Consider the following 24,128-nt stretch of genomic DNA (forward strand, 5'->3'; position numbering starts at 1 on the left):
GACGGACAAGATCGATCCGCAAGCGCACGCAGCCCCAAAACGACATGACCCGGCGGAGCCGGGTCACGAAGCGTCGACGGAGGATGTCGCGGAAGGTCAGGTGATGTTGGCGACGACCAGCAGGCGCTTGATCTCGCCGCGGTTGAAGGCGCGCAGGAAGGCGTCGTAGTTGCGGAACGAGACGCAGCCGTTGGAGTCGCCGTTCGGGCCGAGCATGTAGGTGTGGGCGAGCAGCCCGGTGCGGCCGTGCACGTCGCTGTTGATCGGGGTCAGGCGGATCGCCTGCACGCCGTGGAACAGGCTCTCGCGCAGCTTGAGGTCGTAGAGCGCCGGGGGCGTGGCGCCGCGCATGCGCTCGTGCACGAAGCGGGTGTCGTCGAGGCGGTTGCCGAGGCCGGAGTGCGCTTCGAGCTTGCTGCCGTCGGGCATGTACACGGTCTTGGCGGAGATGTCATAGACGGCGGTCTGGCGGTCCGCCAGCGGCATGCGGCCGGGCGTGGCGCTCTGGCCGTCACCGAGCACGCCGCCGTCGGGCGCGGCGTAGGCGAGGGTCGGGCCTGACTGCTGCGGCAGGCCGAAGATCTTTTCCAGCAGGTTGCGCTTGTCCGGGGTCATCGACGCCAGCTTGGCGGCGCGGGCCTGCTCCATCACCTCGGCCTGCGACGGGCCGGTGTTCTGGGCGGGCGCCGCGATCGACGGGCGCGGCCGCGGCATCGGAACGTTGAGCGCCATCTGCGGCGTCTCGGGCAGCGGCAGCAGGCTCTCGGCGTTGTCGTCGCCGTCCGGCTTCTGCAGGCTTGCGAGCCTGTAGGTCGCGGGCCTGGTCGCGGCGGCGAGGCGCTCCTGCAGCGGCGTGCTCAGCGGGAACTGCGGTGCCGGCGCATCCTGCGAGAACGTCGCGGGCCGCGCGACCGGTGCGGTGGCCTTGTCGAAGTACAGCGCGACGTAGGGATGGCTGGCGGAATGGGTTTTCTTCGCGATCGTCATGCCGGAGACGTTGCTCGCGGCGAGTTCTTCCTCGGTGGCCCAGCGCGTGCTGACCAGCGTGACGTCTTCGCTGGCGGCAGTGGTCGTGGTGTCTGACGGCGCGTAGCAAACGCCGGCGACTGCGCCGAGCGTCAGCGCGGCGAGTCCGAATGCGATTGCAGGACAAGCTTTCCGGACGAAACCGCGGCTACCCTCCGCGGCGCCGGCATCATCGGCCCCGTATGTCATTCACCCAAGTTCCAACCCAAGACGACGAGAAGACGACTACAAGACGACCCCGATACTTCCAGGGCGGCGCGTCCACGATCCGGACGGCGCCGTCCCAGCGGTGGGCCCGGCGCGACCCCAAGACGCGCGCCTGCTCACCTGGACGTGACTCCTTTGGCAGACCCGCAGAGCGTCATTAAGGCGGAGCAAGGTTAAACGACGATTAAATTCTTGACTGTGTGAAATGGGTTTCGTTTGATTTTCAATGACTTGGCCACGGAAGGGGCGTTGAGCTGTCCATATTTCGCCACAATTTGACACCCGGCCGTCCAAAAGTCCTGCAATCGTTCCCAGCGCACGGCGATGTGATAGCCCTCCCGGCCGGCTGGCGGTGTGATGGTCCGGCATGACGCCGTGACCGCCGACACGGCGCTGTCGGGATCGGTGGATCGCGCGGTCCGGCGGCGGCTGACGACATGCGGACGGCCTCGCCTCGCGCGGCTTACTTCACCTGACGCTTCTCCAGCTTGCGCGCCAGCGTGCGGCGATGCATGCCGAGCCGACGCGCGGTCTCGGAGATGTTGAAGTCGGTCTCCACCAGCGTCTGGTGGATGTGCTCCCACTCCAGCGTCTTGATCGAGGTCGGCCGCTCGGTGAGCGCGACCTTGGCGTTGCCCTGGGCCTTGGTGAAGGCTTCCTCGATGTCGTCGGTGTTCGACGGCTTGGCGAGGTAGTGGCAGGCGCCGAGCTTGATCGCTTCCACCGCGGTGGCGATGCTGGCGTAGCCGGTCAGCACCACGATCAGCATGTCCGGATCGTGCGCGTGCAGCGCCTCGACGCAGGCGAGGCCCGACGCGCCGGCGAGCTTGAGGTCGACGACGGCATAGCCCGGCTGCTCGTCCCTGAGGATCTCGGCCAGCGCCTCGAAGCCTTCCGCGTGCAGAACGCGATAGCCGCGCCGCTCGAACGAGCGCTTCAGCGTGCGGGCGAATCCGGCGTCGTCCTCGACGATCACCAGCAGCCGTTCGCCGTCGCCGGCCTCGAAGTCGCCGTCGGCATCGACATCATCGCTCATCGGGACGTGCTCCGATCGCCAGCGCCGCCAGCGGCAGGGTGAGGGTGACAATGGCGCCGCCCTGCGGCCGGTTTGTCGCCGACACAGTGCCGCCGAGCTTGCGCACCACGTTGAACACCAGGAACAGGCCGAGGCCGCCGCCCTGGCGGCCCTTGCTGGAGTGATAGGGCTTGCCGAGTTGGTCCAGCATCTCCGGCGAAAAGCCCGGCCCCATGTCGCGGACCTTGAGCACCAGCATGTCGCCGTCACGCGACGCCGAGAAATTCAGCCAGTTGGGCGAGGCTTCCAGCGCGTTGTCGAGCACGTTGAACACCACCTGCTTGAGCGCGGTGTCGGTGACGATCTGCATGTCGGCGCCGAACGCGTTCTCGTAGGCGAGCGTGGTGGCGGCGCGGGCGGCGCGCCATTCCCCGACCAGTTCGGCAAGCAGGGTGTTGATGGTGGTGACCCGCGGCGCCTCGCCACGCGCCTCGCCGGCGGCGAGCAGAATGCCGGTGACGATGGTCTTGCAGCGTTTGAGCTCGGCCTGCATCTCGTCGATCTCCTGCAGGCGGTCGGGATCGGCGGCGAGCGCGGGCATGCGCCGCCAGTCGCTGAGGATCACCGACAGCGACGCCAGCGGCGTGCCGAGCTCATGCGCAGCGCCGGAGGCGAGCAGGCCCATGCGCACGATGTGGTCTTCCTCCGCCGCGTGCTGGCGCAGCGCCGCGAGGCGCTCGTCGCGCTCGCGCAGGTTGCGTGCGATGCGGGTCATGAACACGACGAGGAGCGCGGCGTCGAGCGCGAAGCACACCACCATGCCGGCGATGTGCAGCGTGAACAGGTCACCGATCGATCCCGGCGGCAGCTCCAGCGGGCGGTGCTGCAGCGTCAGGCCGACGAAGCTCCAGCAGGTGACGGCGACGATCGCCCAGGTCGAGCGGGTGTCGAGCAGCACGGCGCTGAGCGTGACCTGCAGCAAATAGAGCGAGATGAACGGATTGGTGGCGCCGCCGGAGAGATAGAGCTGCGCCGTGAGCGCTGCGACGTCGAGCAGCAGCATCATCAGCAGCACGCGGTTGCTGACCTCGGTGCGGTTGCGCAGCCAGGCGAGGCTGGCAACGTTGAGTGCGATCAGCGCGGCGAGCACCGCGCCCATCGGCCCCAGCGGCAGCTCGATGCCGAGGCCGAACTGCACCACGGCGATGGTGGCGATCTGGCCGACCACGGCGATCCAGCGCAGCTGGATCAGCAGCAGGAAGTTCTTGCGGTTGGTGGTGTCGTCGGGCAGCAGCAGCGCGCGGCGCGGCGCCCGCGCCCCGCCGGGCGGGGCGGCGGGAGACGCGGGGGCAGTGCCGATGTCCGGGGTCTTCGTCAGCATCGCAAGAATCGACCACAGGTTGGGGCCGCGCCGCCCCGCCACCTTGCCGTCGATGCCGAGGGCGCCGCTGGAGGCGGGCTTCATGGCTGATGGCTCATGGACGGCGACGGCTCGGCGTGCCGGCGGCGGTCCGGTCGGTCGCCGCGGCATCCGCAACGCAAGGCTTTCGCATCACGTCGGGGTCCCGCGCCGCCGGTCGGGGCGCCGTCGCGCCATCCTACGCCACTCATCGCGCGCCACAAAGGCGGTTGCGCCGGAGAGCCCGGCGGCGAGCGCGAACCAGGTCAGGGCATAGACCAGATGGTTGTTGGGAAAGGAGATCACGGTCAGTCCGCCGCGCGGGGCGGAGGCCGGGCCATCGCTGGCGTCGGCATCGATGAAATAGGGCGGCACGGCGCCGAGCCCGCGTGCGGCGGCGATCGCCGCGACATCGCGCGAGTACCAGCGGTCGGCGGCCGGATCGTTGGTTCGCAGGAACGCGCCCTTCGGCTCGGTCAGGCGCAGCAGGCCGCTGACCGTGGTGGCGCCGATGATGTCGCCGCCGCGGCGGCTCGCCGCGGCGCGCCGCTCGGTCGGCACGAAGCCGCGGTTGACCAGCACGGTGAAACCGGCGTCGGTGACGAACGGCGTCATCACCCAGAAGCCGGGGCCGAGATCGGTCACGGCCTGCACCAGCGTCTCGCGGTCGTTGAGATAGTGGCCGCTCGCCTTGATGCGGCGGTAAGCGGCGTTGTCCTGGGTCAGCGCCGGCCACGCGGTGAGGCCGGGGGCGGCCATCGGCGCGGCGTGGATGCGCCGCTCGACGGTGGCGATCAGGTTGAGTTTCCAGGCGCGGCGCTCGACCTGCCACACGCCGAGCGCGATGAACATCGCGATGCCGGCGAGCGCAAGCAGGCCGACGATCGCGCGGGTGAGGGGACGGCGCGCCGCCCGCGCCGGCGCAACGCCAAACGCGCCGGCGGTGGCCGACGCGTGGGCGTTGTCGTTGGCAGGGGCAACGCGTGTCGCGTCTCGCAATTGCCGGCTCCTTCGTGGCAAATCTCTCATGGGCAATTGCGAGACATCAGCCACGCTCTTCTTTGGCCTGTTGCTGGTGTCCCCGTCTCTCCGAATGACCGTACGAGGGCGCGGCCAATGACACGGTCATTCGGAAACGGACACCGGCGTCTCACGGCATCTGCCGCATGTCATGGATCGGCATCATGTTGGCGTTGAGGTGGTACATCACCCACAGCGAGCCGCTCAGCGCGATCACCACGACGATCAGGGTGAAGATCAGCGCCATCATCGTCCAGCCGCCCTCGGAGCGGGCGTTCATGTGCAGGAAGTACACCATGTGGACGACGATCTGCACCACCGCGAACGCCATCACCGCCAGCACGGTGAGGTTGGTGTTGTTGAGCGCGTTGGTCATCACCAGCCAGAACGGAATCGCGGTGAGCACCACCGACAGGCCGAAGCCGGTCAGGTAGGAGCGCAGCGAGCCGTGATCGTGGCCGTCGTCGCCATGGTGTGCGGCATCGTGGGAGCCACCATGGCTGGCGTGTGCGTCGGTGGTCATCGCAGAACTCCCATCAGGTAGACCAGGGTGAAAACGCCGATCCAGACGACGTCGAGGAAGTGCCAGAACATGCTGAGGCACATCAGGCGGCGGCGGTTGGCGGCGATCAGGCCGCGCCGCGCCACCTGCACCATCAGCGTCACCAGCCAGATGATGCCGAAGGTGACGTGCAGGCCGTGGGTGCCGACCAGCGTGAAGAACGACGACAGGAAGGCGCTGCGCTGCGGCGTCGCGCCTTCGTGGATCAGGTGCGAGAATTCATAGAGTTCGATGCCGATGAACGCCGCGCCGAACAGCCCGGTGACGGCGAGCCAGAACTGCACCTGGCCGGTGCGGTTCTGCATCATCGCCAGCATGGCGAAGCCGTAGGTGATCGACGACAGCAGCAGCATCGAGGTGTTGACGGCGACCAGCGGCAGCTCGAACAGGTCCTTCGGCGCCGGGCCGGCGGCATAGTTGCCGCCGAGCACGCCGTAGGTCGCGAACAGCATCGCGAAGATCAGGCAGTCGCTCATCAGGTAGATCCAGAAGCCGAGCAGGGTGCTGCTGCCTTCCGGATGATGAGGCTCCTCCGCGAGGTGGAACAGGCGCGTGCCGTCCGGCGCGGTGGTGGCGAGGGACACGTGGGCGGTCATCGGGCGGCCTCGGCGGTGAGCAGGCGGGTGCGTTCGGTCTCGGTGCGGGTCACCACATCTGCCTCGATGTGGAAGTCACGGTGGTAGTTGAAGGTGTGGCCGATCGCCGTCGCCAGCAGCGTGACGAAGCCGACCGCCGCGAGCCACCAGATGTGCCAGATCAGCGCGAAGCCGATCGCGGTGGCGATGCCGGCGAGGATGATGCCGGCGCCGGTGTTGGACGGCATGTGGATGGCACGGTAGCCTTCCAGCGGGCGGCGATAGCCGTGCGCCTTCATGTCCCACCACGCGTCGAGATCATGCACCACCGGGGTGAACGCGAAGTTGTAGTCCGGCGGCGGCGATGACGTCGCCCATTCCAGCGTGCGGCCGTTCCAGGGATCGCCGGTGACGTCGCGCAGCTTGGCACGGTCGCGGATGCTGACGGCGATCTGCACCAGGAAGGCGGCGATGCCGATGGCGATCAGGAAGGCGCCGAACGCGGCGATCACGAACCAGATCTGGTACGACGGATCGTCGAATACCCGCACGCGCCGCGTCACGCCCATCAGGCCGAGCACGTAGAGCGGGGTGAAGGCGACCCAGAAGCCGACCACCCAGCACCAGAACGACACCTTGCCCCAGAACGGCGCCAGCTTGAAGCCGAACGCCTTGGGGAACCAGTAGCTGATGCCGGCGAACATGCCGAACACCACGCCGCCGATGATGACGTTGTGGAAGTGGGCGATCAGGAACAGGCTGTTGTGCAGCACGAAGTCGGCCGGCGGCACCGCCAGCATCACGCCGGTCATGCCGCCGATCACGAAGGTCAGCATGAACGCGATCGTCCACATCATCGGCAGCTCGAAGCGGATGCGGCCGCGGTACATCGTGAACAGCCAGTTGAAGATCTTGGCGCCCGTCGGGATCGAGATGATCATCGTCGTGATGCCGAAGAACGAGTTGACGCTGGCGCCCGATCCCATGGTGAAGAAGTGGTGCAGCCACACGAGGTACGACAGGATGGTGATGACCACCGTGGCGTAGACCATCGAGGTGTAGCCGAACAGCCGCTTGCCGGAGAACGTCGAGGTGATTTCCGAGAACACGCCGAACGCCGGCAGCACCAGGATGTAGACTTCGGGGTGGCCCCAGATCCAGATGAGGTTGACATACATCATCGGATTGCCGCCGAAATCGTTGGTAAAGAAGTTGGTGCCGATCATGCGGTCGAGCGACAGCAGGGCCAGCACCGCGGTCAGCACCGGGAACGAGGCGACGATCAGGACGTTGGTGCAGAGCGCGGTCCAGGTGAACACCGGCATCTGCATCATCTTCATGCCGGGGGCGCGCAGCTTGAGGATGGTGGCGATGAGGTTGATGCCGGACAGCGTCGTGCCGACGCCGGCGATCTGCAGGGACCAGATGTAGTAGTCGACGCCGACGTCCGGACTGTAGCCGATGTTGGACAGCGGCGGATAGGCGAGCCAGCCGGTGCGGGCGAATTCGCCGATGAACAGCGACATCATTACCAGTACGGCGCCCGACGTCGTCATCCAGAAGCTGAAGTTGTTGAGGAACGGGAAGGAGACGTCGCGGGCGCCGATCTGCAGCGGCACGACGTAGTTCATCAGGCCGGTCACCAGCGGCATCGCCACGAAGAAGATCATGATCACGCCGTGGGCAGTGAAGATCTGGTCGTAGTGGTGCGCCGGCAGGTAGCCGTCGGCGCCGTTGAACGCGATCGCCTGCTGGATCCGCATCATGATGGCGTCGGCAAAGCCGCGCAGCAGCATGACGATGCCGAGGATCATGTACATGATGCCGATGCGCTTGTGGTCGACGGTGGTGAACCACTCGCGCCACAGGTAGCCCCACAGCCGGAAATAAGTCAGCGCGCCGAACACCGCGAGGCCGCCGATCGCCACCACCGCGAAGGTGGCGACGAGGATCGGCTCGTGGAACGGCAGCGAATCCCAGGTCAGGCGACCGAAGATCAGCTTGGCGAGATCAGGATTGGCGAACATCGGGACGGTCCGGTCAGGAGTTGGAGGCGGCGCGCGAGGTGCGCGCGGAGCTGTCGAAACGGAACGGGGCGGCATCGGGGCGCGGCAGGCCGAGGCCGAGGATCGGCGTGGCGCTGCGCGGGCGCAGCGGCGTGAAGCCCGAGCCGTCGGTGTCGTCGGGCGTGCAGACGCTGGCGACATAGGTGCGCACGCCGTCCGGCGCGGTGCCGCGGCGGGCGTTCTTGTCGTACTGCAGCGCGAGCACGTTGTTGAGGCCGGCGAGGCCGAGGCCGCCGCGGGCATCGATCGCCATCATCTCGCTCATGCACATCTTGCCGGGCTCGACGCACATGTTGCGGATGGCCTTGAACAGGCCGGCTTCCACGGTGCCGTAATGGCGCACGGGAACGTTCTCGCTGGCACGTTCGAGGTCGAGATAGGTCGGGCGGTCGAGCTTGCCGGCATCGGCCCTGGCGGCCGCGACCCATTTGTCGAAGTCGCTGTTGGACAGGCCGTGGAACGCAAAGCGCATGCCGGAGAAGCCGGCGCCGCTGTAGTTGGCCGAGAAGCCGACGTACTTGCCGGGCTTGTTGATCACCGCCTGCAGCTTGGTTTCCATGCCAGGCATGGCGTAGATCTGGCCGGCGAGCGCGGGGATGTAGAACGAGTTCATTACCGACGAGGCGGTGATGCGGAAGCTGATCGGGCGGTCGACGGGCGCGGCGAGTTCGTTGACCGTGGCGATGCCCTGCTCGGGATAGATGAACAGCCATTTCCAGTCGAGCGCGACGACCTCGACCTCGAGCGGCGTCGCTTCCGTCGCGATCGGCTGGTTGGCGCCGACACGGCCGAGCGGGCGGAACGGGTCGAGCAGGTGGGTTCCCATCCAGGTCACCGCGCCGAGACAGATGATGATCAGCAGCGGCGCCGACCAGATCACGAGTTCCAGTTGGGTCGAGTGATCCCAGTCGGGCTCGTAGCGCGCCGCGGTGTTCGTCGCGCGGTAGCGCCAGGCGAACAATACAATCAGGCTCATCACCGGAATGATCACCAGCAGCATCAGCACCGTCGAAATAATGACGAGATCACGCTGCTGCATGGCGATGTCGCCGGACGGATTGAGCACGACGGCGTCGCATCCGGACAGAAGTGCTGCGAGCGGCAGCAGGGCGAGCAGGCGAAAACGTTTCACGACGGGAATCCTGTCGATGGAGGTGGCTTTGCGCTCCACCGCTACCGATCGGACGGGACAGCCGACATTGGACAATTTGCCCAATCCCCGGAGCGTGGCGGTTCGGTCAGATAGGCGTCGGCTGCGCGACGGATGCGACATCGGAGCGTGTCGACAGGGTGCGTGTCGATAGGCGGTGCCGATCGCGTGATCGGCGCTGCCAATCGCGTTGGGCAAGACTGCTGGCAAAACTGCCGGGTGAGACTGCGAGGAGAGACCATGAGCACGGACACCACGGCGTTGCCGTCATCGCCGGCGGGCGCGGGACATACGCCCCGCCACGGCGTGAATCCCGGCGAGATCGCCATCGGTGTCATCATCGGACGCACCTCGGAGTTCTTCGATTTCTTCGTCTATGCCATTGCTTCGGTGCTGGTGTTCCCGCGGCTCGTGTTCCCGCATCTCGATGCGCTGACCGGCACGCTGTGGTCGTTCGCGATCTTCGCGCTGGCGTTCGTGGCGCGCCCGTTCGGCTCGATGATCTTCATGGCGGTCGACCGGGCCCATGGCCGCGGCGTCAAGCTGACCATCGCGCTGTTCCTGCTGGGAACCTCGACGGTGGCGATCGCCTTCCTGCCCGGCTACGATCAGGTCGGCGTGTGGTCGGCGATCCTGCTGTGCGCCTTCCGCATCGGCCAGGGCCTCGCGCTCGGCGGCGCCTGGGATGGCCTCGCTTCGCTGCTCGCGCTTAACGCGCCGCAGCAGCGCCGCGGCTGGTACGCGATGGTGCCGCAGCTCGGCGCGCCGCTCGGCCTGATGGTGGCGAGCGCGCTGTTCGCATTCTTCGTCGCCAATCTCTCGTCGGAGGACTTCTTCGACTGGGGCTGGCGCTATCCGTTCTTCGTCGCCTTCGCCATCAATGTCGTGGCGCTGTTCGCGCGCCTGCGCATCGTGGTGACGCCGGAGTTCGAGCGCCTGTTCGAGACGCGCGACCTGCAGCCCGCGCCGGTGCGCGAGACGCTGCGCCATGAAGGCCGCAACATCGTCATCGGCGCGTTCGCGCCGCTGGCGAGCTTCGCGCTGTTCCACATGGTCACGGTGTTTCCGCTGTCCTGGGTGTTCCTGTTCACCCGCCAGCCGCCGGCGCGCTTCCTGGTGATCGAGGCGGCCGCCGCCGTCGCCGGCGTGCTCGCCATCATCGCCTCGGGCATGCTTGCCGACCGCTATGGCCGCCGCACGCTGCTGGCGATCTCGGCGGCGGCGATCGCTGCGTTCAGCGGCTTCGCGCCGCAACTGCTCGATGGCGGCGACGTCGGCGAAGTCATCTTCATGGTGCTGGGCTTCGTATTGCTGGGGCTGTCGTTCGGCCAGTCGTCGGGCGCGGTCGCCTCGAGCTTCGCGCTGCCGCGCCGCTACACCGCGTCGGCGCTGACGTCGGATCTCGCCTGGCTGTTCGGCGCCGGTTTCGCGCCGTTGGTGGCGCTGGCCCTGTCGAGCCACTTTGGCTTGCTGTCGTCGGGCGCGTATCTGCTGTCGGGCGCGATCTGCACGCTGGTGGCGCTGATGGTGAACAGGCGGATCGAAAGCGTCGATCCCTGAGGCGCTTCGTTCACCTTCGCGTGTGCCGGCCACGCACCGCGGAGGTGAACTGTGACCCCCGCTAACCTCCTGGTTTTATTTCAGATTATTTCATTCGCTCGTTTACGATGAAAGGGGATGTTGCTTGGCAGCGCCGCGGCACCCGCGATAGGGTCGTGAGACACTGGGCACAGCGCCCATCACACCAAGCAAGTCCGATGCGACACGCAACCCACGCGCCGCGCGAGTTCCGCGCGCCGCGACAGGCCGCATTTTTTCCGCACGGCAGCGCCCGCATGCCGGCGGACACGGCTGTGCCGCAGGCGGCCGCGCGCGCCACGCCGCTGCGCACCCTGCAGATCGGCCGCGGCCTCGCCGCCATCGGGGTTGTGCTGTTCCACCTCAACAACTCGATGTGGGGCGTCGATAAGTATTTTCCCCAGGCGTTGTCGCCGCTGCTCGGCTTCGGCAATGCCGGCGTGCAGTTCTTCTTCGTGCTGAGCGGCTTCATCATCGCCCATGTCCATGGCGGCGATGTCGGCATGCCGGCGCGCCTGCGCCGCTTCGCCGCCAAACGCTTCGTCCGCGTCTATCCGACCTACTGGGTGGTGCTCGTCCTGATGCTCGCGGCTCTGTTCGCAGCGCCGGCCCTCGGCAGCGCCGACGAACGCGACCTCGGCCGCATCCTGGCGTCCGTGCTGCTGCTGCCGGTGCAGCATGAGCCGGTGCTCAGCGTCGCCTGGACGCTGGAGCACGAGGTGCTGTTCTACATCGTGTTCGGCGTGTGCATCGCCAATGTCCGCATCGGCGTCGCGCTGCTTGCGATCTGGCAGCTCGCAAGCCTCGGCCATGTGCTGTCCGGCGGCGGCGATTCGCCATGGCGCGTGCTGGTGTCGGCCAACAACCTGCTGTTCGTGTTCGGCATCGCGGCAGCGCATCTCCACCGCACCTGGCGTTGTCCGGCGCCGGGCCTCGTCGCGCTCGCCGGCGCGGCTGTCTTCCTCGGCACCGGCGTGCATCAGGTGCTGGCGTCGCAGCCGTGGCGCACCGATATCGCCATCATCGCCTTTGGCCTCGGCAGCGCGCTCGCGATCTTCGGCGCCTGCGGCTACGAGCGCGCCCATGGCCTGCGCGCGCCGCGCGTACTCGACGCCATCGGCGATGCGTCCTACTCGATCTACCTCGTGCACCTGCCGCTGCTGTCGGTCTACGCCAAGGCGCTGTTCGCCACCGGCCTTGCGGCATGGCTGCCGCAGGCGGCGACCCTCGTCGTGATGCTGGCCGCGCTGGTCGGCTCGGGCCTGCTGTTCAGCCGTGTCGTCGAGATGCCGCTGATCTCACTGCTGTCGGCGAGGCGCGGCCGCCCGCAGCACGCGGTTGAGTCGCGGACAGCATCGCAACGCTGACGGAACGCAACTGGGGCGATGTCGTCTGCCCGCCGGTAAAGCCGGCGTTCTCGCGAACCACGGACGTGATATTTGGGATACAGTCGGCGTGGATTGTCTTCCGGCGCGACGTCGCGTCGCCGTCGGCGAGGCGGGCATGGTCGACACCCTGCGGGCCCCATGATTAATTGGGCGCCGTAATGGGGCGGCGACTGGTGCGGCGACGGCTGCAAATCTATCTCCCGGCTTTCCTGATGGCGCTGATGATGCAAATCATCGCGCCCATCGGTGCATCATGGGCAACGGCCGCGCGTCTATCGGATCCGCTGGCTGCCTTCGGCAATGCCGCGATCTGCCATACCGAGGGTGGGGAGACCAACGGTCAGTCCGCTCCGGTTGGGCCCCATGCTCACGATGGCGCTTGCGCTCTGTGTTGCCTGGCACATGCGGTTGCATCGCCAGACGCGCCAAAGACCGAGATTGGCGTCCCTTATCGATCCTCTTCGCCGGTGGTCTGGCGCAACGTAGCGCCGGAACCGCGGGATTCCCGCGAGGGGCGACACGCCCAGGCCCGCGCTCCTCCTTCGAACACCTGACTTTTCCGAAATCGCCAGATCGATGCGGCCATCCGGCGGTCATCGATGATGTTTGTCGACTCTCGGCGGGCGCTGCGCCCGGGTTGGAGTGTTTTCGATGTTTCGCTTTCCTGTCCTGGGGAGCGTGAGCGCTGTTGCGCTCCAGCTTCCCTTTCTCGTCGTCGCCGATCCCGCGGGCGCCCAATCGACACAACTGCCGGGCGTGACCGTGCAGGCCCCGAACCGGGTCCGCCCGGCGACGGTTGCCGTCGCAGGCAAGAGATCCGGCGCAAAGCCCGTCAGGCGCACAACTGCCACGCCGCCTCCCGCCGCGCGTCCTCCGACGGTTCAGAAGCCTTCGAGCGCGCTCGGAACGTACAACCCGGCGCTCGATCTGCCCGATCTCAAGCTGCCGCCCGGCGCCACCCTGACGACCGCCGGCCCCGTCGACGGCTATCGGGCGCTGTCGGCCTTCTCGTCGACCAAGACGGCGACGCCGATCGAACAGATTCCGCAGTCGATCCAGGTCATTCCGAAAAGCGTGATCACCGACCAGAACAGCCTCTCGGTAACCGAGGCGATCCAGAATGCGTCGAACGCCCAGGGGCCCAACTACCTCGGTATCGGCACGACAGGTATGAGTGCGCTGACGATTCGTGGATTCCCGGCGCAGCAATGGCTCGACGGCCTCAACGTCAACTACGACAGCGGCGATCGCGATTCGTTGGCGAACGTGGAGCGGATCGAGATTCTCAAGGGGCCGAATGCCATCCTGTATGGCGGTGGGACGGGGGCTCCGACGAGCGGCGCCGTCAACATCATCTCCAAGCTGCCGACCGACAAGGCGAGCGTGGAAACGGGCGTGACCTTCGGCAGCAACAGCTACTGGCGGCCCTATTTCGACGTCAATCAGCCGATCACGCCGGACAAGACCATCCTGTTTCGCGTCACCGGCGAGTACACCGCCTCCGATGGCTTTGTCGATGTGGTGCATCAGAACCGCTATTCGTTCAATCCGACGCTGACGTTCACCGACAAGAGCGATACGACGCTGACGATCCAGGGGCGGCTGTCGCGTATCGAGCAGCAGGGGTACGAAGGCTTGCCGGCGGTCGGCACGGTCGCGGGGGATTTCCGCCTCAAGCCCGATCTGTTCATCGGTTCGCCGGGTCTTCCCAAAAGTGTTACCGAAGTTCAGGGCGTGACGGTGACCTTCGATCGCCAGCTCGATCAGTACTGGTCGTTCAACGTCAAGACGCGCTGGTCGACGTCGAAGGCGGATCAGAAGTCGCAGAGCACCATGTCAGCCGCGCCCGATGTCGGGCCGACGACATGGAGCATGGCCAATATCGATCTCCTGCAGCGCCAGGAGGAGTTCACGATCAACCCGAACCTGCAGGCCAGATTTGCTCTGGGGCCGACCAGGAACGTCTGGCTTACCGGCGTCGACTACAGTCGCGTGACCGATCGCGGGTACATGTACGCGGACCTCGGCGTTCCTCCGGTCGATCTCCTGAACAATCCGGTTTTTCCGACCCGGTATGCCGATCCCGATCCTGCATCGGCGACGTTTTTTCCTTATTTCGACTTCAACAGCGTCTATGTCACGAAGGGCGCGTATACGCAGCTGCAATCCACGATCTACGACCGCATTCATCTGCTCGCCGGGGTGCGGGTGGCGAGCATCCATATCGACTACGTCGAAAACTACCCGTTCGGCATGGGAGGTTATTCGCCGACGCCATTCGGCAGCGACAAGACCAAAGCCCTGCCGCGCCTCGGGGCTGTCGTCGATCTCATTCCCGGCCTGTCGGTGTACGGCAACTACAGCGAGGGAATGATGGCGACACCATTCACCCAGGCGTTGAATACCAACATCGAGCCGGAAACGTCGAAGCAGTTCGAAGGCGGCTTCAAGATCAAGGTCGGTGACCATTTGACCGGCACGATCGCGGTCTTCGATATCCAGCGCCAGAATATCCCGGTGACCGTTGGTGTCGGTATCGGCGCCGAGTCGGCGCAGGAATCGAAGGGCTTCGAGACCGACCTGATCTGGCAACCCGACCGGAACTGGAAGGTGCTGGCGAGCTACGGCTACACCAACGTCGTGTTCACGGATTCGCTCAACGGTGGAATACCCGCCGGCAATCATCCTGCCGGCGTGCCGAAAAATTCCGGCCGCGTGTGGGTGAACTATGCGTTCGATTCCGCGGCGCTGAGAGGCTGGAGCGTCGGCGCCGGCATCTATGCGGCGTCCTCGCAGTATGTCGACACCTACAACCAGTATCGGACGCCGGGGTATTTTACCATCGATGCCCGGGTTGGCTACGAGACCGAACACTTCCGGGCTTCCTTGAACATCAAGAATCTCACCGGCGAGAAATACTTCGTACCTTACGCCTGGCTCGGCGGGCAGGTGGCGCCCGGCGACGGCCGCGCCTTCTACGGCACGCTCGCCTATCGATACTGACCTCCCGAGACCGCACGCCGCCGCAGCAGCAGCACGCGCGGACGGTGCATCACATCGAAGCCACTGGAGTGAACGAATGATATCGAAACGAGATCTGCTTTGCGCTTCGGCCGTGGGCCTCGCTGCGGCGGGCTTGCGGGCCGTTCCTGCAGCCGAGGTTGCGCCGGAGCAGCCAGCCGGCCAGGGGATGTCGCAGATACCACCGAACTGGATCGGGAAGGAGCAGATCGCATTCCTGATCTATTCGGAGTTCACGGCCCTCGACATGGTCGGCCCGCATGCGATGCTGACGGGCCTGTTCGGGGCGACGACCCACATCGTTGGAAAGACCCGGGATATCGTGAAGAGCGATACCGGTCTGCAGTTTCAACCGAGCGCGACCTTCGACGAATGTCCGCGGGACCTCGATATCATCTGCGTTCCCGGTGGCGCGTCAGGCACGCTCGCGGCGATGCAGGACGACAGCACCCTTCGCTTCCTGAAGGACCGAGGCTCGCGCGCGAAGTTCGTCACGTCGGTCTGCACCGGCTCGCTGCTGCTCGGGGCCGCGGGGCTGCTCACCGGCTACAAGGCGACGTCGCACTGGGCGACGGTGTCGCTGCTGCCGCTGTTCGGGGCGACCGCGACCCAGGGCCGGATCGTCCGCGACCGCAACAGGATCACCGCCGGCGGCGTTACGGCCGGAATCGATTTCGGCCTGTCGCTGGTCGGCGAATTGCGCGACCGGCAATATGCGGAGTGCGTCCAGCTCATGGCCGAGTACGCGCCGAAGCCGCCCTATGCCGCTGGAACACCGGAGACGGCTCCGCATGAAGTCACGACAATGATGCGGGACATGTTCGTCGACTTCAACAAGGATGCCGAAAAGATCGGACGGAACGTCTATCCGAAATATCGCGATGGCTGACACGCTTTGCCCCGAAGCGCCATGCGCCGGGCTGGCGGTGACAAGCCGCCCGGCTCACGGCAGGTCGCCCGCGATGCCGTATTTGTCGGCGATGCGCTTGAGATCCGCCCAGGTGTCATCCGGCAGCACGAGGCCATCGCGGCGATGGCGCGTGTCGTTCTGCGCCTCGCGCTCGCCGGGATAGAGAATTTCGCTCGCGCCGGGCGCCAGCGGCACGGCCTTGAGCGCGTCGATCTGCTGATCGATGCGCGCCTTGAAGTCCTCGACCGGCTGGAACGCGGCGATGTTCAGCACGATCATCAGGTGGCCAGCGCGGCTGCGCTGCTTGGCCTGATAAGGCCCGTGCACCTCGGTGCCGATGCCGCTGCCGCTGAGCACGCCGGCCAGCATGTCCATCATCACCGCGATGGCATAGCCCTTGTGCTCGGCCATCGGCTGCACGATGCCGTTGATCGCCGCTTCGGGATCGGTGGTCGGCACGCCGTCGGCATCGAGCGCCCAGCCCGGCGGGATCGTCTCGCCGCGCTGGCGGGCGAGATAGATCTTGCCGCGCGCGACACCGGTGTTGGCGATGTCGAGCACCATGGGCGCATGCGATCCGCCGGGACAGGCCCACGACCAGGGATTGTTGCCGACCGCCTTGCGCCTGCCGCCCCACGGCGCCATTGCCGGGCTGGCGTTGGTGGCGAGGAAGCCGATGCAGTCCTGCCGCGCCGCCATCAGCGTGAAGTACATCGCCGTGCCGAAGTGATTGGAATTGCGCAGCGCCACCGCGGCGAGGCCGTGGCGGCGCGCCCGTATCACCGCCTCTTCGGCGGCATGCGCGGCGAGGATCTGGCCCATGGCGTCATGGCCGTGCGACTGATGTCCCCACAGGTCGGCCTGCACCAGCGTGTCGGCGCTGAGCCAGGCGTCGTCATCCGACAGGCCGGCGGCGCGATAGGCGCGCGTGGCGAAGGCGCGCAGGGCATCCGGTGCGACGGCGGGACGGGGCATGCTTCACTCCTGCAGGACTGGGCTCGCAAGCGCGGCGCGCACGCTCAGGCTGGCTTGTCGGCGGTGACATAGATCATGCGGCTGGTCGTCGTCAGGCCGGGCGTCTCCACCAGCGGCCGCAGCGCGCGTTCGAGCAGCGTGCGTTCCTCGGCGGTGAAGCGCTCGGCGAACACTTGCCGTGGCGACGGCGCCAGCGGATGCGGCGCGACATCGAGGAAGGTGTCCCAGGTGGTGATGCTGCTCGGGCCGGCGTCGAGATGCAGCTCGAGATGGGTGTGCGCGAAGCCGGCGGCGCCGACCATGCGGAACAGGTCGCGTTCGCCGTAGCTGGTGATCGGTTGGCGGGCCATCGCCTCCAGCGTGTCGGGATAGTGCGCCGACTTCCAGCGATGCATCAGCTGCAGGATGCGGTCCGGCGTATCGCCGGCGCGGCTTGCGGCCTCGAGGCGATCGCGCAGGGCGACGACCTCGAACGCCTCGTCCTGGAACGCCGGTTCGGCCAGCGACAGCCGGCCGCCGGGCTTGAGGATGCGGTGGAAGGCGCGCAGCGCCGCCGGCTTGTCCGCGACATAGGCGAGCACCGAGCGGGTGATGACGGCGTCGACGCTGGCGTCGGCGACCGCGGCGAGATCGTTGGCCGAGCTGGTGACGAAACGACACTGGCCGCGGATACCCCGCGCGATCGCCAGGGCCTCGGCATGCGCCAGCAGTGCGGGTGAAATGTCCGTGAGGATGACTTCCAGCGTCGGCCCGATTCGTTCGATCGCGCGGAACGCGACCAGCCCGTCGCCGGCGCCGACCAGCGTCATGTGCGGGCGGAGCGCAGCGCCGTCGAGCGCGCGGTCGGCAAAGCGCATCATGTCGGCGCGCACCGCGGCATCGTATGCCGGATCGCCGCCGCCGCGGCGATGCAGGATCCAGTCCGACCAGATGTCTTCGGGCGGGGAAGCGGCGGTCATTCCGTCGCGCGGACGAACGCCGCGACGTCGCGTAAGGGTGGGCTCGTCATTGCGGCAGTTTCGGGCGGGAGCGGCCGCCGCCACGGCGCGGCGGCGGTGGTGCGGACGGTGGAACGACGGTGCGGGCGGACAGCACCCGGGCGATGTGCAGGAAATCGGCGTGATGGCCGCGGCGGATGAGGCGTGCGAGTTCGCCGGGATCGAACGGGCAGTCGTCGTAGATCGTCCGCACCGGTGAAGGGCTGATCCATCTGACCAGGAACATCCTCAAGCGCGCGAACATCGAGTCGGCCCGGGATCTGAACGGACTTTGCAATATTCAAAGCCCATTGCCGATCGCAGTCAATCGTTGTCTGCGCGTGCGCGCATGTTCCTCCACCGCGCCACCGGATCCGCGTGCGGTGCGGCGGAAGCGATGCGCCCGATCGTGCCACTGCAGGACCATGCCACCTCAAAAAAAGAGAGCCCGATGCAGTGGTGGGCTGCATCGGGCTCCGGCGTCGTTCGCCCGGCATCCGGGGTGGAGGCCATCCCGGATGCCGGACCTGACCGGCGAAGGGCCATCTTCGCGTGGTCATTGCCGGGCCGGCCGGTGCATGCGCTGAGGTCGCGCGACACACCGGCGGGCTCTTGAGTTCAGGTGCTGAACAGGAACCGGATCACCTCCGAGCCGGGCGGCGAGGTGATGATGTAGATCGCGATCAGCAGCATCACGAAGATGATGAAGGCGGGCCAGAAGATCGCCCGGTCGGTGAGAGGGCTCTTGTCGTCGCCGCCCTGCTTGTTCATTTCGTTGCTCAACACGACATCACTCCCGAAAACCCGGCCGCGCCTCGCGGCCGAACGCCCCTCGATCCCGCTTCACCTGTCGCTTCACGCGCCCGGCAGTGCCGATTTCAGGGCGCCCACCACGGTCGATGGACCGGGGCCTGCGATCAGCGCCTGGATGACGTTGCCGCCGGGTGGTGCAGTGATCACGTAGGTTCCGATCAGAAGGGCGGCGAACACCAGGAACGTCGGCCAGAACAGCGCCTGGTCGGTCGGGTGAGGGGTGTTCAGATCGTCGGTCATGACGTGGCTCCCGGGTTTGGTCTCGCCGTTGGCCGGCGGAGGGGGCGTTGGACGTTTCTTGTTCACGGATCTCGTTCGCGGGCCTGTGCCGGCCCGCGCGGCATTCTCAGGGATGCGCGGCGAGGCGCACGGGGCCGGCGGGCGTCGACGCGACGGCCGTGCCGGCGGGCGGAACGAACGCGACCTCCGCCTGCGCGATGTCGGAGACCAGCCGGGCTGTGTGCGGCCGTGTCGCGATCACGAGCGTGAGCGCGGCGGCGAGCAGGCTGCAGCCGGCCAGCAGCCCGACAATCCAGGCGTCGCCGGAGCGATCGTCTTCGGTGGAGAGGGGATGCCGGGTCATGAAGGCCTCCAGGTTCGTTGCACCTCCTGACCTAGAGCAAATCCCGAGTCCCGAATGTGAGCTGGCTCACACTTGCTAAGAGACTCGTCGCATTAGGTTATTTCCAACGGAGCAGGCTGGTGCGGGAGGCGCGCCATCACGGCCGGGATCGAGCGGCCGGCGCGGCATGAATTTTGAGGAATACCTTGAGAATTCAGTTGGTTGGGAGGGTGGCGCGGGGTGAATCAGTCCACCGCGGTGTCTTCGGCGGCGAGCGTGCGCAGCGGCGCCGGGTCGAGAACGACGATATGGCCATGGCCGAGCCGCAGCCAGCCGAGCGCCACCCAGGCGCGGAGCTGGCGGTTGATGCTCTCGCGCGACATGCCGATCATCTCGCTGAGCTCCTGCTGGGTCACCGCGACCTTGCCGGGCGGGCTCTTCGCGCCGTCGCGCTCGCCGAGCCGCACCAGGGTGCGGGCGAGGCGGCTCTGCAGGTCGGGCAGGCCGATCTGCTCGACATGCTGGCTGACCCAGCGCAGGCGACGGCACAGCAGCGCGATGAACTTGAGCAGCAGCGCCGGCTGGCTCTCCATGAACGGCTGGAAGTCGCGCTTGTCGAAGCTCAGGATCTCGCAGGCAGTGTTGGCGACGGCGTCCGCGGTGCGCGGCGAGCCGTCGAGGAAGGCGATCTCGCCGATCAGTTCGCCCGCGCCGACCAGATTGAAGATGGTGCTGCGGCCGCTCGCGGCGGAGATGCCGATCTTGACCGTGCCGCTCATCACCACCAGCAGGCGGTCGCCGGGATCGCCCTTGGAGAACACGACGGCGCCTTTGCGATACCGGCGCGTCTTGGCGTAGTGGCACAGCTGCATCAGCGCGTCGCGGGCGATGTCGGCGAACATCGGGTGATCGCCGAGGAAGGCGACCTTGGCGTCGAGGCGGGTGGTATCCTGCGGCATGTCCTCGGTGACGTCTCGTGCTGCGGTTGCTGCGGCGTTGAACCGAAGCGCCGCTGGCGTGACCAAAGACCGGGCATCGGACCTTCGACAGTAGCCGCGAAAGCGCGCGCCGAGAAGGCCGCCGCCGGCAGAGGCATATCGTTGTTTTTCATTGCACTTCCAGAGGGTGTCGGAACGTCGTTGAGATGCCGGCAACCGTCTCGCGCGATCGCCGCGACATTCGGCCACCATGCATCGGCGGACAGTTGGCCGCGGCGGACGCGCGGTGATAGCGTGCGGTCGCCGTGCGTGGCGGCCGATGGATCGCCGCGCCGGCGCGTTGCGTTTTCAGCCAGCGGCCATCGTGCGAGGACAGCGGCCTTTTCGGCCGGCGCGGGCCGCGGCATCACAGCGACGATAGCGCGATCTGATTTGATCACATCTGATTTGACGACAGTGGATTTCAGTCACGTTTTGAGGATCGGGCGATGAGCAACGTCTCCAAGGCCAATATCGAGGCCAATATCGAGGCCGACGCCGCGTTCGACGCGGGCGCGACGGCGGCTTCCTCCGCGACATCGGACGGCGCGCCGGCGGCGCCCTCGCGCCTGGCGATGCTGGTCTACCGGCTGCTGTGCCTGGCGTTCTGCCACATGCTGCCGTTCAAGCTGGTATTCGCGCTGCTGCGGCGGGTGCGGCCGCTGGCGCTGTTCGGCTCGACGCTGTGGGTCACCAGGGCCGATGACGTCACCGAGGTGCTGGGACGCTTCGACGATTTCCACCTTGCGGAAGTTATCGAGCCCGGCATGCCGTGGGGCCAGTTCATGATGACCATCGACTGGCGCGAGCAGCATGCGGTCGAGCGCGGCCTGCTGCAGAGCGCGGTCAAGCCGGCGGAGGACCGCGACGCCATCACCGCGCTGGTGACGCAGACCTGCCGCGACAGCCTTGCGGACGCGGGGGGCGGACGTATCGACGTCATCGCCGCGATCGCCGAGCCGGTGGTGGTGCGCATCGCCGCGGAGTATTTTGGCGTCGCGCCGCTCGGCGGCAGCCCGCACCGGATGGCCGATGCCATGGCCGAACTCGCCGGGATCATCATGGTCAACCCGCCGCAGGGCTCGCAGCCGTGGCAGCGCTCGCGCGACGCCATGGCGGGCCTCGCCAACGAGATCCTCGCCGCCATCGCCGAGCGCAAGGCCGCGCACAAGGCGGCGCTCGCCGCCGGCCGCGACGACGGGCTGCCCGACGACCTGATGACGCGCCTCGTGCGGCTGCTGGTCGCCGGCAACCAGCCGGCGTGGTTCGGCGACGACTGGATCCGCCGCTATCTCACCGGCCTCGTCGCCACCGGCGGCGCCACCATCGTGCGCGCCACCGCCCATGCCATCGATCAGTTGCTGGCGCATCCCGAGGGCCTGCGCCTTGCGCGGGACGCCGCCGCCCGGCTCGACCGCGCACCGGACGATGCCGCCGCCGTCGCCGCGCTGCGCCAGATCGTCTACGAGGCGCTGCGCTTCCGCCCGATGCTGCCGCTGCTGGTGCGCGACTGCCCGCGCGACACCGTTGTCGCCGGAGGCACGCCGCGCGCGCGCATCGTGCCCGGCGGCACGCGGGTGATTGCCGCGCCGCTGGCGGCAATGTTCGATCCGGCGAAGGTGCCGATGCCATGGCAGTTCCGCGCCGGCCGGCCGCAGGACGCCTATGTGCTGTTCGGCGTCGGCTCGCGCAGTTGCTTTGGCCGCTATATCGCCGACGTCGCTTTGCTGGAGATCGCGCGCGCCGTGCTGCGGCTGCCCGGCCTTGCGCGCGCGCCCGGCGCCGATGGCAAGGTGCGCTATGGCGGCCCCGCCGCGCGCGGGCTGACCGTCACGTGGCGCGCCGGCGGCGACGGAGCGCTCTGATGCCGAACATCGTCACCATCATCGCGCCGCTCGATCCGGCGAATGTCGAGACCTGCCGGCACTACCTGCGCGCCAACGCCGAGCCGGCGCCGGACTTCGCCCATGGCCGCCTCGCGTGCCAGCCGCTGTTTGCCTTCGACGCCGTCGCCACGCTGCACTTCTGCAGCTTCGTGATCCTCGAGGCCGAGGCCGGCTTCGGCCCGCGCCTGGTGTTCGAGGCGACGTTCGACGGCCCGCGCGCCGATGTCCTGCGCGCCCTGCTGCGCGCCGCGCCGCAGGGCTTTCACGAGGCCTTCCGCCATTGCGTCGGTTATCCCGCCGCCGGCATGGCGACGCCGGACCTGGTGCAGGAATATCTCGTGCGCCACGACGTCGGCGCCGACACTTATTTCTGCGGCTATCCCGGCCGCTCGGCGGCGCAGGTCAAGGACGAGAACGCCATCCATTCCGGCGTCGTCACCTTCCTCAGCGACCGCTACCGTGCGGCACAGCAACTGCCGGGCCGCATCGCCGGCTTTCTCGACGTCATCCGCACCGAGTTCGTGCGCGCCGATCCGCAGCGGCGCTGGGCGGCGGATGCGCCGAAGCTGCCATGGGAGGTGACGTCGCGCACCGCGGTCGCCATCGCCGCGGGGCTGGCGCTGGTCGCTCTCGCCTGCGGCCTCGGCGCCATCGTCGCCGCGCTGGTGCCGTCGCTGCGGCCGTGGGCGCTCTATGAGATCATCACCCGCTCCATCGACGTCGCCGGCCGGCAGGGCGCCGACGTCGTCGACGCCATCGCCGCGGCGCTGCCGTGGATCGGCCCGTTCATCGAGGCGCTGCGTCCGGCGTTGCCGAACCTCGCCGGCGTCACGGTGATCTGGGCCGTCGTGCGCATCGCCGAGCTGGTGCTGAGCAGCCTGACGCGCGATCCGCGCGACCAGTCTTTCTCGCTCAGCGTGCCACTGCAGATCGCAGTGATCCTGCGCTCGGCGCTGCTGCTGTTCATGGCCGGCTCGGTGCTGGTGGTGATCATCACCGGCATGGAGCAGCGTCCCGTCGATCCCGCCCGTTCGGCGCTCGCCGCCACCGCGACCGCGCTCGTCGCGCTGGCCGGCATGGCGCTGGTGCTGCTCGTGCTGCAGCACTTCGCCGACTCGCTCAAGCTTGCGGTGGCACTGACGCCGTTCAAGGCGCGGCGCGAGCGGCTGCGCCGCGCCGCGCTCGATGCCATCCGCTACCTGATGGTGCTGACCTGCGCCATCGGCCTGCTTGTCGCCGCGCGGCAGACGCCGCTGGCGCTCAGCCATGCTGTCGCCGACAACCTGCGGGCGCTGTTCGCCATCGGGTTCGTGGCGATGATCTATGCGGTGCTCGGCATTCTCGCCGCCTACGCGGTCGGCGTCGCCGTGTTCCTTTGGATTCGCGTCAGCGAGGTGCGCGACACCGGCACGTTCGCCCACGCCGACGGGCTGATCGCGCGCGCCCAGATCAATGCCCGCAAGTACACGCGCGAGGAGGGCGGCACCAATGTCTACCAGAACCATCTCGCCAGCCTCACCTATGTGAAGCCCGGCGTGCTGCGGCGATCGCTGGTGTGGCTGGCGCTGCATGCGGTGAACCTGCTGGCGCGGTTCTGGTTCAATCGCGGCGAGCTCGGCGGCATCCCGACCATCCTGTCGGCGCGCTGGGTACTGATCGACAACGGCCGGCGGCTGCTGTTCCTCGACAATTTCGGCGGCTCATGGGAGAGTTACCTCAACGAGTTCATCGACCTCGCCGCGGTGAAGGGGCTCAACGCCATCTGGTGCAACACCTTCGTGCACGCTGCCGGCCAGCGCTTCGGCTTTCCGCCGACGCGGTTCTTCTTCTGGCGCGGCGCGCAGGCGGAGCAGCCGTTCAAGGCCTATGTGCGCCAGAGCCAGGTCGAGACGCTGGTGTGGTACAGCGCCTTTCCGACGCTGAGCGTCGTCAATGTCAACGCCAACACGTCGTTGCGCCAGTCGCTGTCGCAGGACCTGACGGCGAGCGAAATCGACGGCGTGTTCCAGCGGCTGTAGAGG

Annotated in this window: 22 protein-coding genes; 7 read left to right on the top strand and 15 right to left on the bottom strand. The window is 67.4% G+C overall.

Features of this window, described 5'->3' with window-relative positions; translation table 11 throughout:
* Window positions 1–96: 96 nt before the first annotated feature.
* The 8 genes from JQ639_RS29530 to cyoA all read right to left on the bottom strand — a co-directional run bounded on the left by JQ639_RS29530 (window position 97) and on the right by cyoA (window position 9,002).
* The gene (locus JQ639_RS29530; protein ID WP_249122847.1) at window positions 97–1,215 is read right to left on the bottom strand and encodes a DUF2778 domain-containing protein; all 1,119 of its coding nucleotides are present in this window, start codon (window positions 1,213–1,215) and stop codon (window positions 97–99) included.
* A gap of 481 nt (window positions 1,216–1,696) precedes the next feature.
* On the bottom strand, window positions 1,697–2,269 hold the full coding sequence (locus JQ639_RS29535; RefSeq protein ID WP_211963076.1) for a response regulator transcription factor: 573 nt from the start codon (window positions 2,267–2,269) through the stop codon (window positions 1,697–1,699).
* A complete protein-coding gene (locus tag JQ639_RS29540; RefSeq protein WP_211964974.1) occupies window positions 2,259–3,629 on the bottom strand; it encodes an ATP-binding protein in 1,371 nt (456 codons plus the stop codon). The genes JQ639_RS29535 and JQ639_RS29540 overlap by 11 nt, the downstream gene beginning before the upstream one ends.
* Window positions 3,630–3,800: 171 nt before the next feature.
* Entirely contained in the window at window positions 3,801–4,646 is an 846-nt protein-coding gene (locus JQ639_RS29545) for an SURF1 family protein (RefSeq protein ID WP_371744991.1), read from the bottom strand.
* A 151-nt stretch (window positions 4,647–4,797) separates the two neighbouring features.
* A complete protein-coding gene (gene cyoD / locus JQ639_RS29550; protein WP_211963080.1) occupies window positions 4,798–5,190 on the bottom strand; it encodes a cytochrome o ubiquinol oxidase subunit IV in 393 nt (130 codons plus the stop codon).
* A complete protein-coding gene (cyoC, locus tag JQ639_RS29555) occupies window positions 5,187–5,825 on the bottom strand; it encodes a cytochrome o ubiquinol oxidase subunit III (RefSeq protein WP_211963082.1) in 639 nt (212 codons plus the stop codon). The genes cyoD and cyoC overlap by 4 nt, the downstream gene beginning before the upstream one ends.
* Window positions 5,822–7,831 carry a cytochrome o ubiquinol oxidase subunit I gene (gene cyoB, locus JQ639_RS29560; RefSeq protein ID WP_211963084.1) on the bottom strand — a complete coding sequence of 670 codons (2,010 nt, stop codon included), beginning with the start codon at window positions 7,829–7,831 and terminating at the stop codon, window positions 5,822–5,824. The genes cyoC and cyoB overlap by 4 nt, the downstream gene beginning before the upstream one ends.
* Before the next feature lie 13 nt (window positions 7,832–7,844).
* The gene (cyoA, locus tag JQ639_RS29565) at window positions 7,845–9,002 is read right to left on the bottom strand and encodes a ubiquinol oxidase subunit II (RefSeq protein WP_211963086.1); all 1,158 of its coding nucleotides are present in this window, start codon (window positions 9,000–9,002) and stop codon (window positions 7,845–7,847) included.
* 258 nt (window positions 9,003–9,260) lie between these two features.
* Between cyoA and JQ639_RS29570 the strand changes: the two genes are divergently transcribed.
* From JQ639_RS29570 to JQ639_RS29590, 5 genes are all read left to right on the top strand, one after another.
* The gene (locus tag JQ639_RS29570; protein ID WP_211963088.1) at window positions 9,261–10,580 is read left to right on the top strand and encodes an MFS transporter; all 1,320 of its coding nucleotides are present in this window, start codon (window positions 9,261–9,263) and stop codon (window positions 10,578–10,580) included.
* Between the two features lie 275 nt (window positions 10,581–10,855).
* Window positions 10,856–11,965 carry an acyltransferase family protein gene (locus tag JQ639_RS29575; RefSeq protein ID WP_211963090.1) on the top strand — a complete coding sequence of 370 codons (1,110 nt, stop codon included), beginning with the start codon at window positions 10,856–10,858 and terminating at the stop codon, window positions 11,963–11,965.
* A gap of 233 nt (window positions 11,966–12,198) precedes the next feature.
* Window positions 12,199–12,540, top strand: a complete 342-nt coding sequence (locus tag JQ639_RS35855; protein ID WP_211963092.1) for a DUF2946 domain-containing protein — start codon at window positions 12,199–12,201, stop codon at window positions 12,538–12,540.
* Window positions 12,541–12,637: 97 nt separating this feature from the next.
* The gene (locus tag JQ639_RS29585) at window positions 12,638–14,989 is read left to right on the top strand and encodes a TonB-dependent siderophore receptor (protein ID WP_211963094.1); all 2,352 of its coding nucleotides are present in this window, start codon (window positions 12,638–12,640) and stop codon (window positions 14,987–14,989) included.
* A gap of 187 nt (window positions 14,990–15,176) precedes the next feature.
* Complete coding sequence (locus tag JQ639_RS29590) at window positions 15,177–15,896, top strand: DJ-1/PfpI family protein (RefSeq protein WP_349644655.1); 720 nt, start codon at window positions 15,177–15,179, stop codon at window positions 15,894–15,896.
* 54 nt (window positions 15,897–15,950) lie between these two features.
* Here the strand turns inward: JQ639_RS29590 and JQ639_RS29595 are convergent, their stop codons facing one another.
* From JQ639_RS29595 to JQ639_RS29625, 7 genes are all read right to left on the bottom strand, one after another.
* Window positions 15,951–16,892 (bottom strand): Ldh family oxidoreductase, encoded by a 942-nt coding sequence (locus JQ639_RS29595; RefSeq protein ID WP_211963097.1) that lies wholly within the window; start codon window positions 16,890–16,892, stop codon window positions 15,951–15,953.
* Between the two features lie 44 nt (window positions 16,893–16,936).
* Entirely contained in the window at window positions 16,937–17,851 is a 915-nt protein-coding gene (locus JQ639_RS29600; RefSeq protein WP_211963098.1) for a class I SAM-dependent methyltransferase, read from the bottom strand.
* Between the two features lie 46 nt (window positions 17,852–17,897).
* Window positions 17,898–18,116 (bottom strand): hypothetical protein, encoded by a 219-nt coding sequence (locus tag JQ639_RS29605; protein ID WP_211990947.1) that lies wholly within the window; start codon window positions 18,114–18,116, stop codon window positions 17,898–17,900.
* 371 nt (window positions 18,117–18,487) lie between these two features.
* A complete protein-coding gene (locus JQ639_RS29610; protein ID WP_211963100.1) occupies window positions 18,488–18,655 on the bottom strand; it encodes a hypothetical protein in 168 nt (55 codons plus the stop codon).
* A 69-nt stretch (window positions 18,656–18,724) separates the two neighbouring features.
* Window positions 18,725–18,922 carry a hypothetical protein gene (locus tag JQ639_RS29615; protein ID WP_211963101.1) on the bottom strand — a complete coding sequence of 66 codons (198 nt, stop codon included), beginning with the start codon at window positions 18,920–18,922 and terminating at the stop codon, window positions 18,725–18,727.
* 106 nt (window positions 18,923–19,028) lie between these two features.
* A complete protein-coding gene (locus JQ639_RS29620; RefSeq protein WP_211963102.1) occupies window positions 19,029–19,265 on the bottom strand; it encodes a hypothetical protein in 237 nt (78 codons plus the stop codon).
* A 224-nt stretch (window positions 19,266–19,489) separates the two neighbouring features.
* On the bottom strand, window positions 19,490–20,203 hold the full coding sequence (locus JQ639_RS29625) for a Crp/Fnr family transcriptional regulator (protein WP_211963104.1): 714 nt from the start codon (window positions 20,201–20,203) through the stop codon (window positions 19,490–19,492).
* Between the two features lie 467 nt (window positions 20,204–20,670).
* Here JQ639_RS29625 and JQ639_RS29630 point away from each other — a divergent pair, with 467 nt between their 5' ends.
* Together JQ639_RS29630 and JQ639_RS29635 are read left to right on the top strand one after the other, a co-directional pair.
* Window positions 20,671–22,086: a cytochrome P450 gene (locus JQ639_RS29630; protein WP_211963106.1), complete on the top strand. Its 1,416-nt coding sequence runs from the start codon at window positions 20,671–20,673 to the stop codon at window positions 22,084–22,086.
* Window positions 22,086–24,125 carry a hypothetical protein gene (locus tag JQ639_RS29635; protein WP_211963108.1) on the top strand — a complete coding sequence of 680 codons (2,040 nt, stop codon included), beginning with the start codon at window positions 22,086–22,088 and terminating at the stop codon, window positions 24,123–24,125. The genes JQ639_RS29630 and JQ639_RS29635 overlap by 1 nt, the downstream gene beginning before the upstream one ends.
* Window positions 24,126–24,128: the final 3 nt, after the last annotated feature.

Source organism: Bradyrhizobium sp. U87765 SZCCT0048 (genome assembly GCF_018131225.1).
Taxonomy (GTDB): Bacteria; Pseudomonadota; Alphaproteobacteria; order Rhizobiales; family Xanthobacteraceae; genus Bradyrhizobium_A.

Bases quoted from the DNA above. Each gene is read 5' to 3' on its own strand.
- JQ639_RS29585 (WP_211963094.1), top strand. From the start codon at position 12,638: ATGTTTCGCTTTCCTGTCCTGGGGAGCGTGAGCGCTGTTGCGCTCCAG.
- JQ639_RS29575 (WP_211963090.1), top strand. From the start codon at position 10,856: ATGCCGGCGGACACGGCTGTGCCGCAGGCGGCCGCGCGCGCCACGCCG.
- JQ639_RS29600 (WP_211963098.1), bottom strand. From the start codon at position 17,851: ATGACCGCCGCTTCCCCGCCCGAAGACATCTGGTCGGACTGGATCCTG.
- cyoC (WP_211963082.1), bottom strand. From the start codon at position 5,825: ATGACCGCCCACGTGTCCCTCGCCACCACCGCGCCGGACGGCACGCGC.
- JQ639_RS29530 (WP_249122847.1), bottom strand. From the start codon at position 1,215: ATGACATACGGGGCCGATGATGCCGGCGCCGCGGAGGGTAGCCGCGGT.
- JQ639_RS29625 (WP_211963104.1), bottom strand. From the start codon at position 20,203: ATGCCGCAGGATACCACCCGCCTCGACGCCAAGGTCGCCTTCCTCGGC.
- cyoD (WP_211963080.1), bottom strand. From the start codon at position 5,190: ATGACCACCGACGCACACGCCAGCCATGGTGGCTCCCACGATGCCGCA.
- JQ639_RS29635 (WP_211963108.1), top strand. From the start codon at position 22,086: ATGCCGAACATCGTCACCATCATCGCGCCGCTCGATCCGGCGAATGTC.
- JQ639_RS29590 (WP_349644655.1), top strand. From the start codon at position 15,177: ATGTCGCAGATACCACCGAACTGGATCGGGAAGGAGCAGATCGCATTC.
- JQ639_RS29535 (WP_211963076.1), bottom strand. From the start codon at position 2,269: ATGAGCGATGATGTCGATGCCGACGGCGACTTCGAGGCCGGCGACGGC.
- JQ639_RS29605 (WP_211990947.1), bottom strand. From the start codon at position 18,116: ATGTTCCTGGTCAGATGGATCAGCCCTTCACCGGTGCGGACGATCTAC.
- JQ639_RS35855 (WP_211963092.1), top strand. From the start codon at position 12,199: ATGGCGCTGATGATGCAAATCATCGCGCCCATCGGTGCATCATGGGCA.
- cyoB (WP_211963084.1), bottom strand. From the start codon at position 7,831: ATGTTCGCCAATCCTGATCTCGCCAAGCTGATCTTCGGTCGCCTGACC.
- JQ639_RS29620 (WP_211963102.1), bottom strand. From the start codon at position 19,265: ATGACCCGGCATCCCCTCTCCACCGAAGACGATCGCTCCGGCGACGCC.
- JQ639_RS29630 (WP_211963106.1), top strand. From the start codon at position 20,671: ATGAGCAACGTCTCCAAGGCCAATATCGAGGCCAATATCGAGGCCGAC.
- JQ639_RS29570 (WP_211963088.1), top strand. From the start codon at position 9,261: ATGAGCACGGACACCACGGCGTTGCCGTCATCGCCGGCGGGCGCGGGA.
- JQ639_RS29595 (WP_211963097.1), bottom strand. From the start codon at position 16,892: ATGCCCCGTCCCGCCGTCGCACCGGATGCCCTGCGCGCCTTCGCCACG.
- JQ639_RS29615 (WP_211963101.1), bottom strand. From the start codon at position 18,922: ATGACCGACGATCTGAACACCCCTCACCCGACCGACCAGGCGCTGTTC.
- JQ639_RS29540 (WP_211964974.1), bottom strand. From the start codon at position 3,629: ATGCTGACGAAGACCCCGGACATCGGCACTGCCCCCGCGTCTCCCGCC.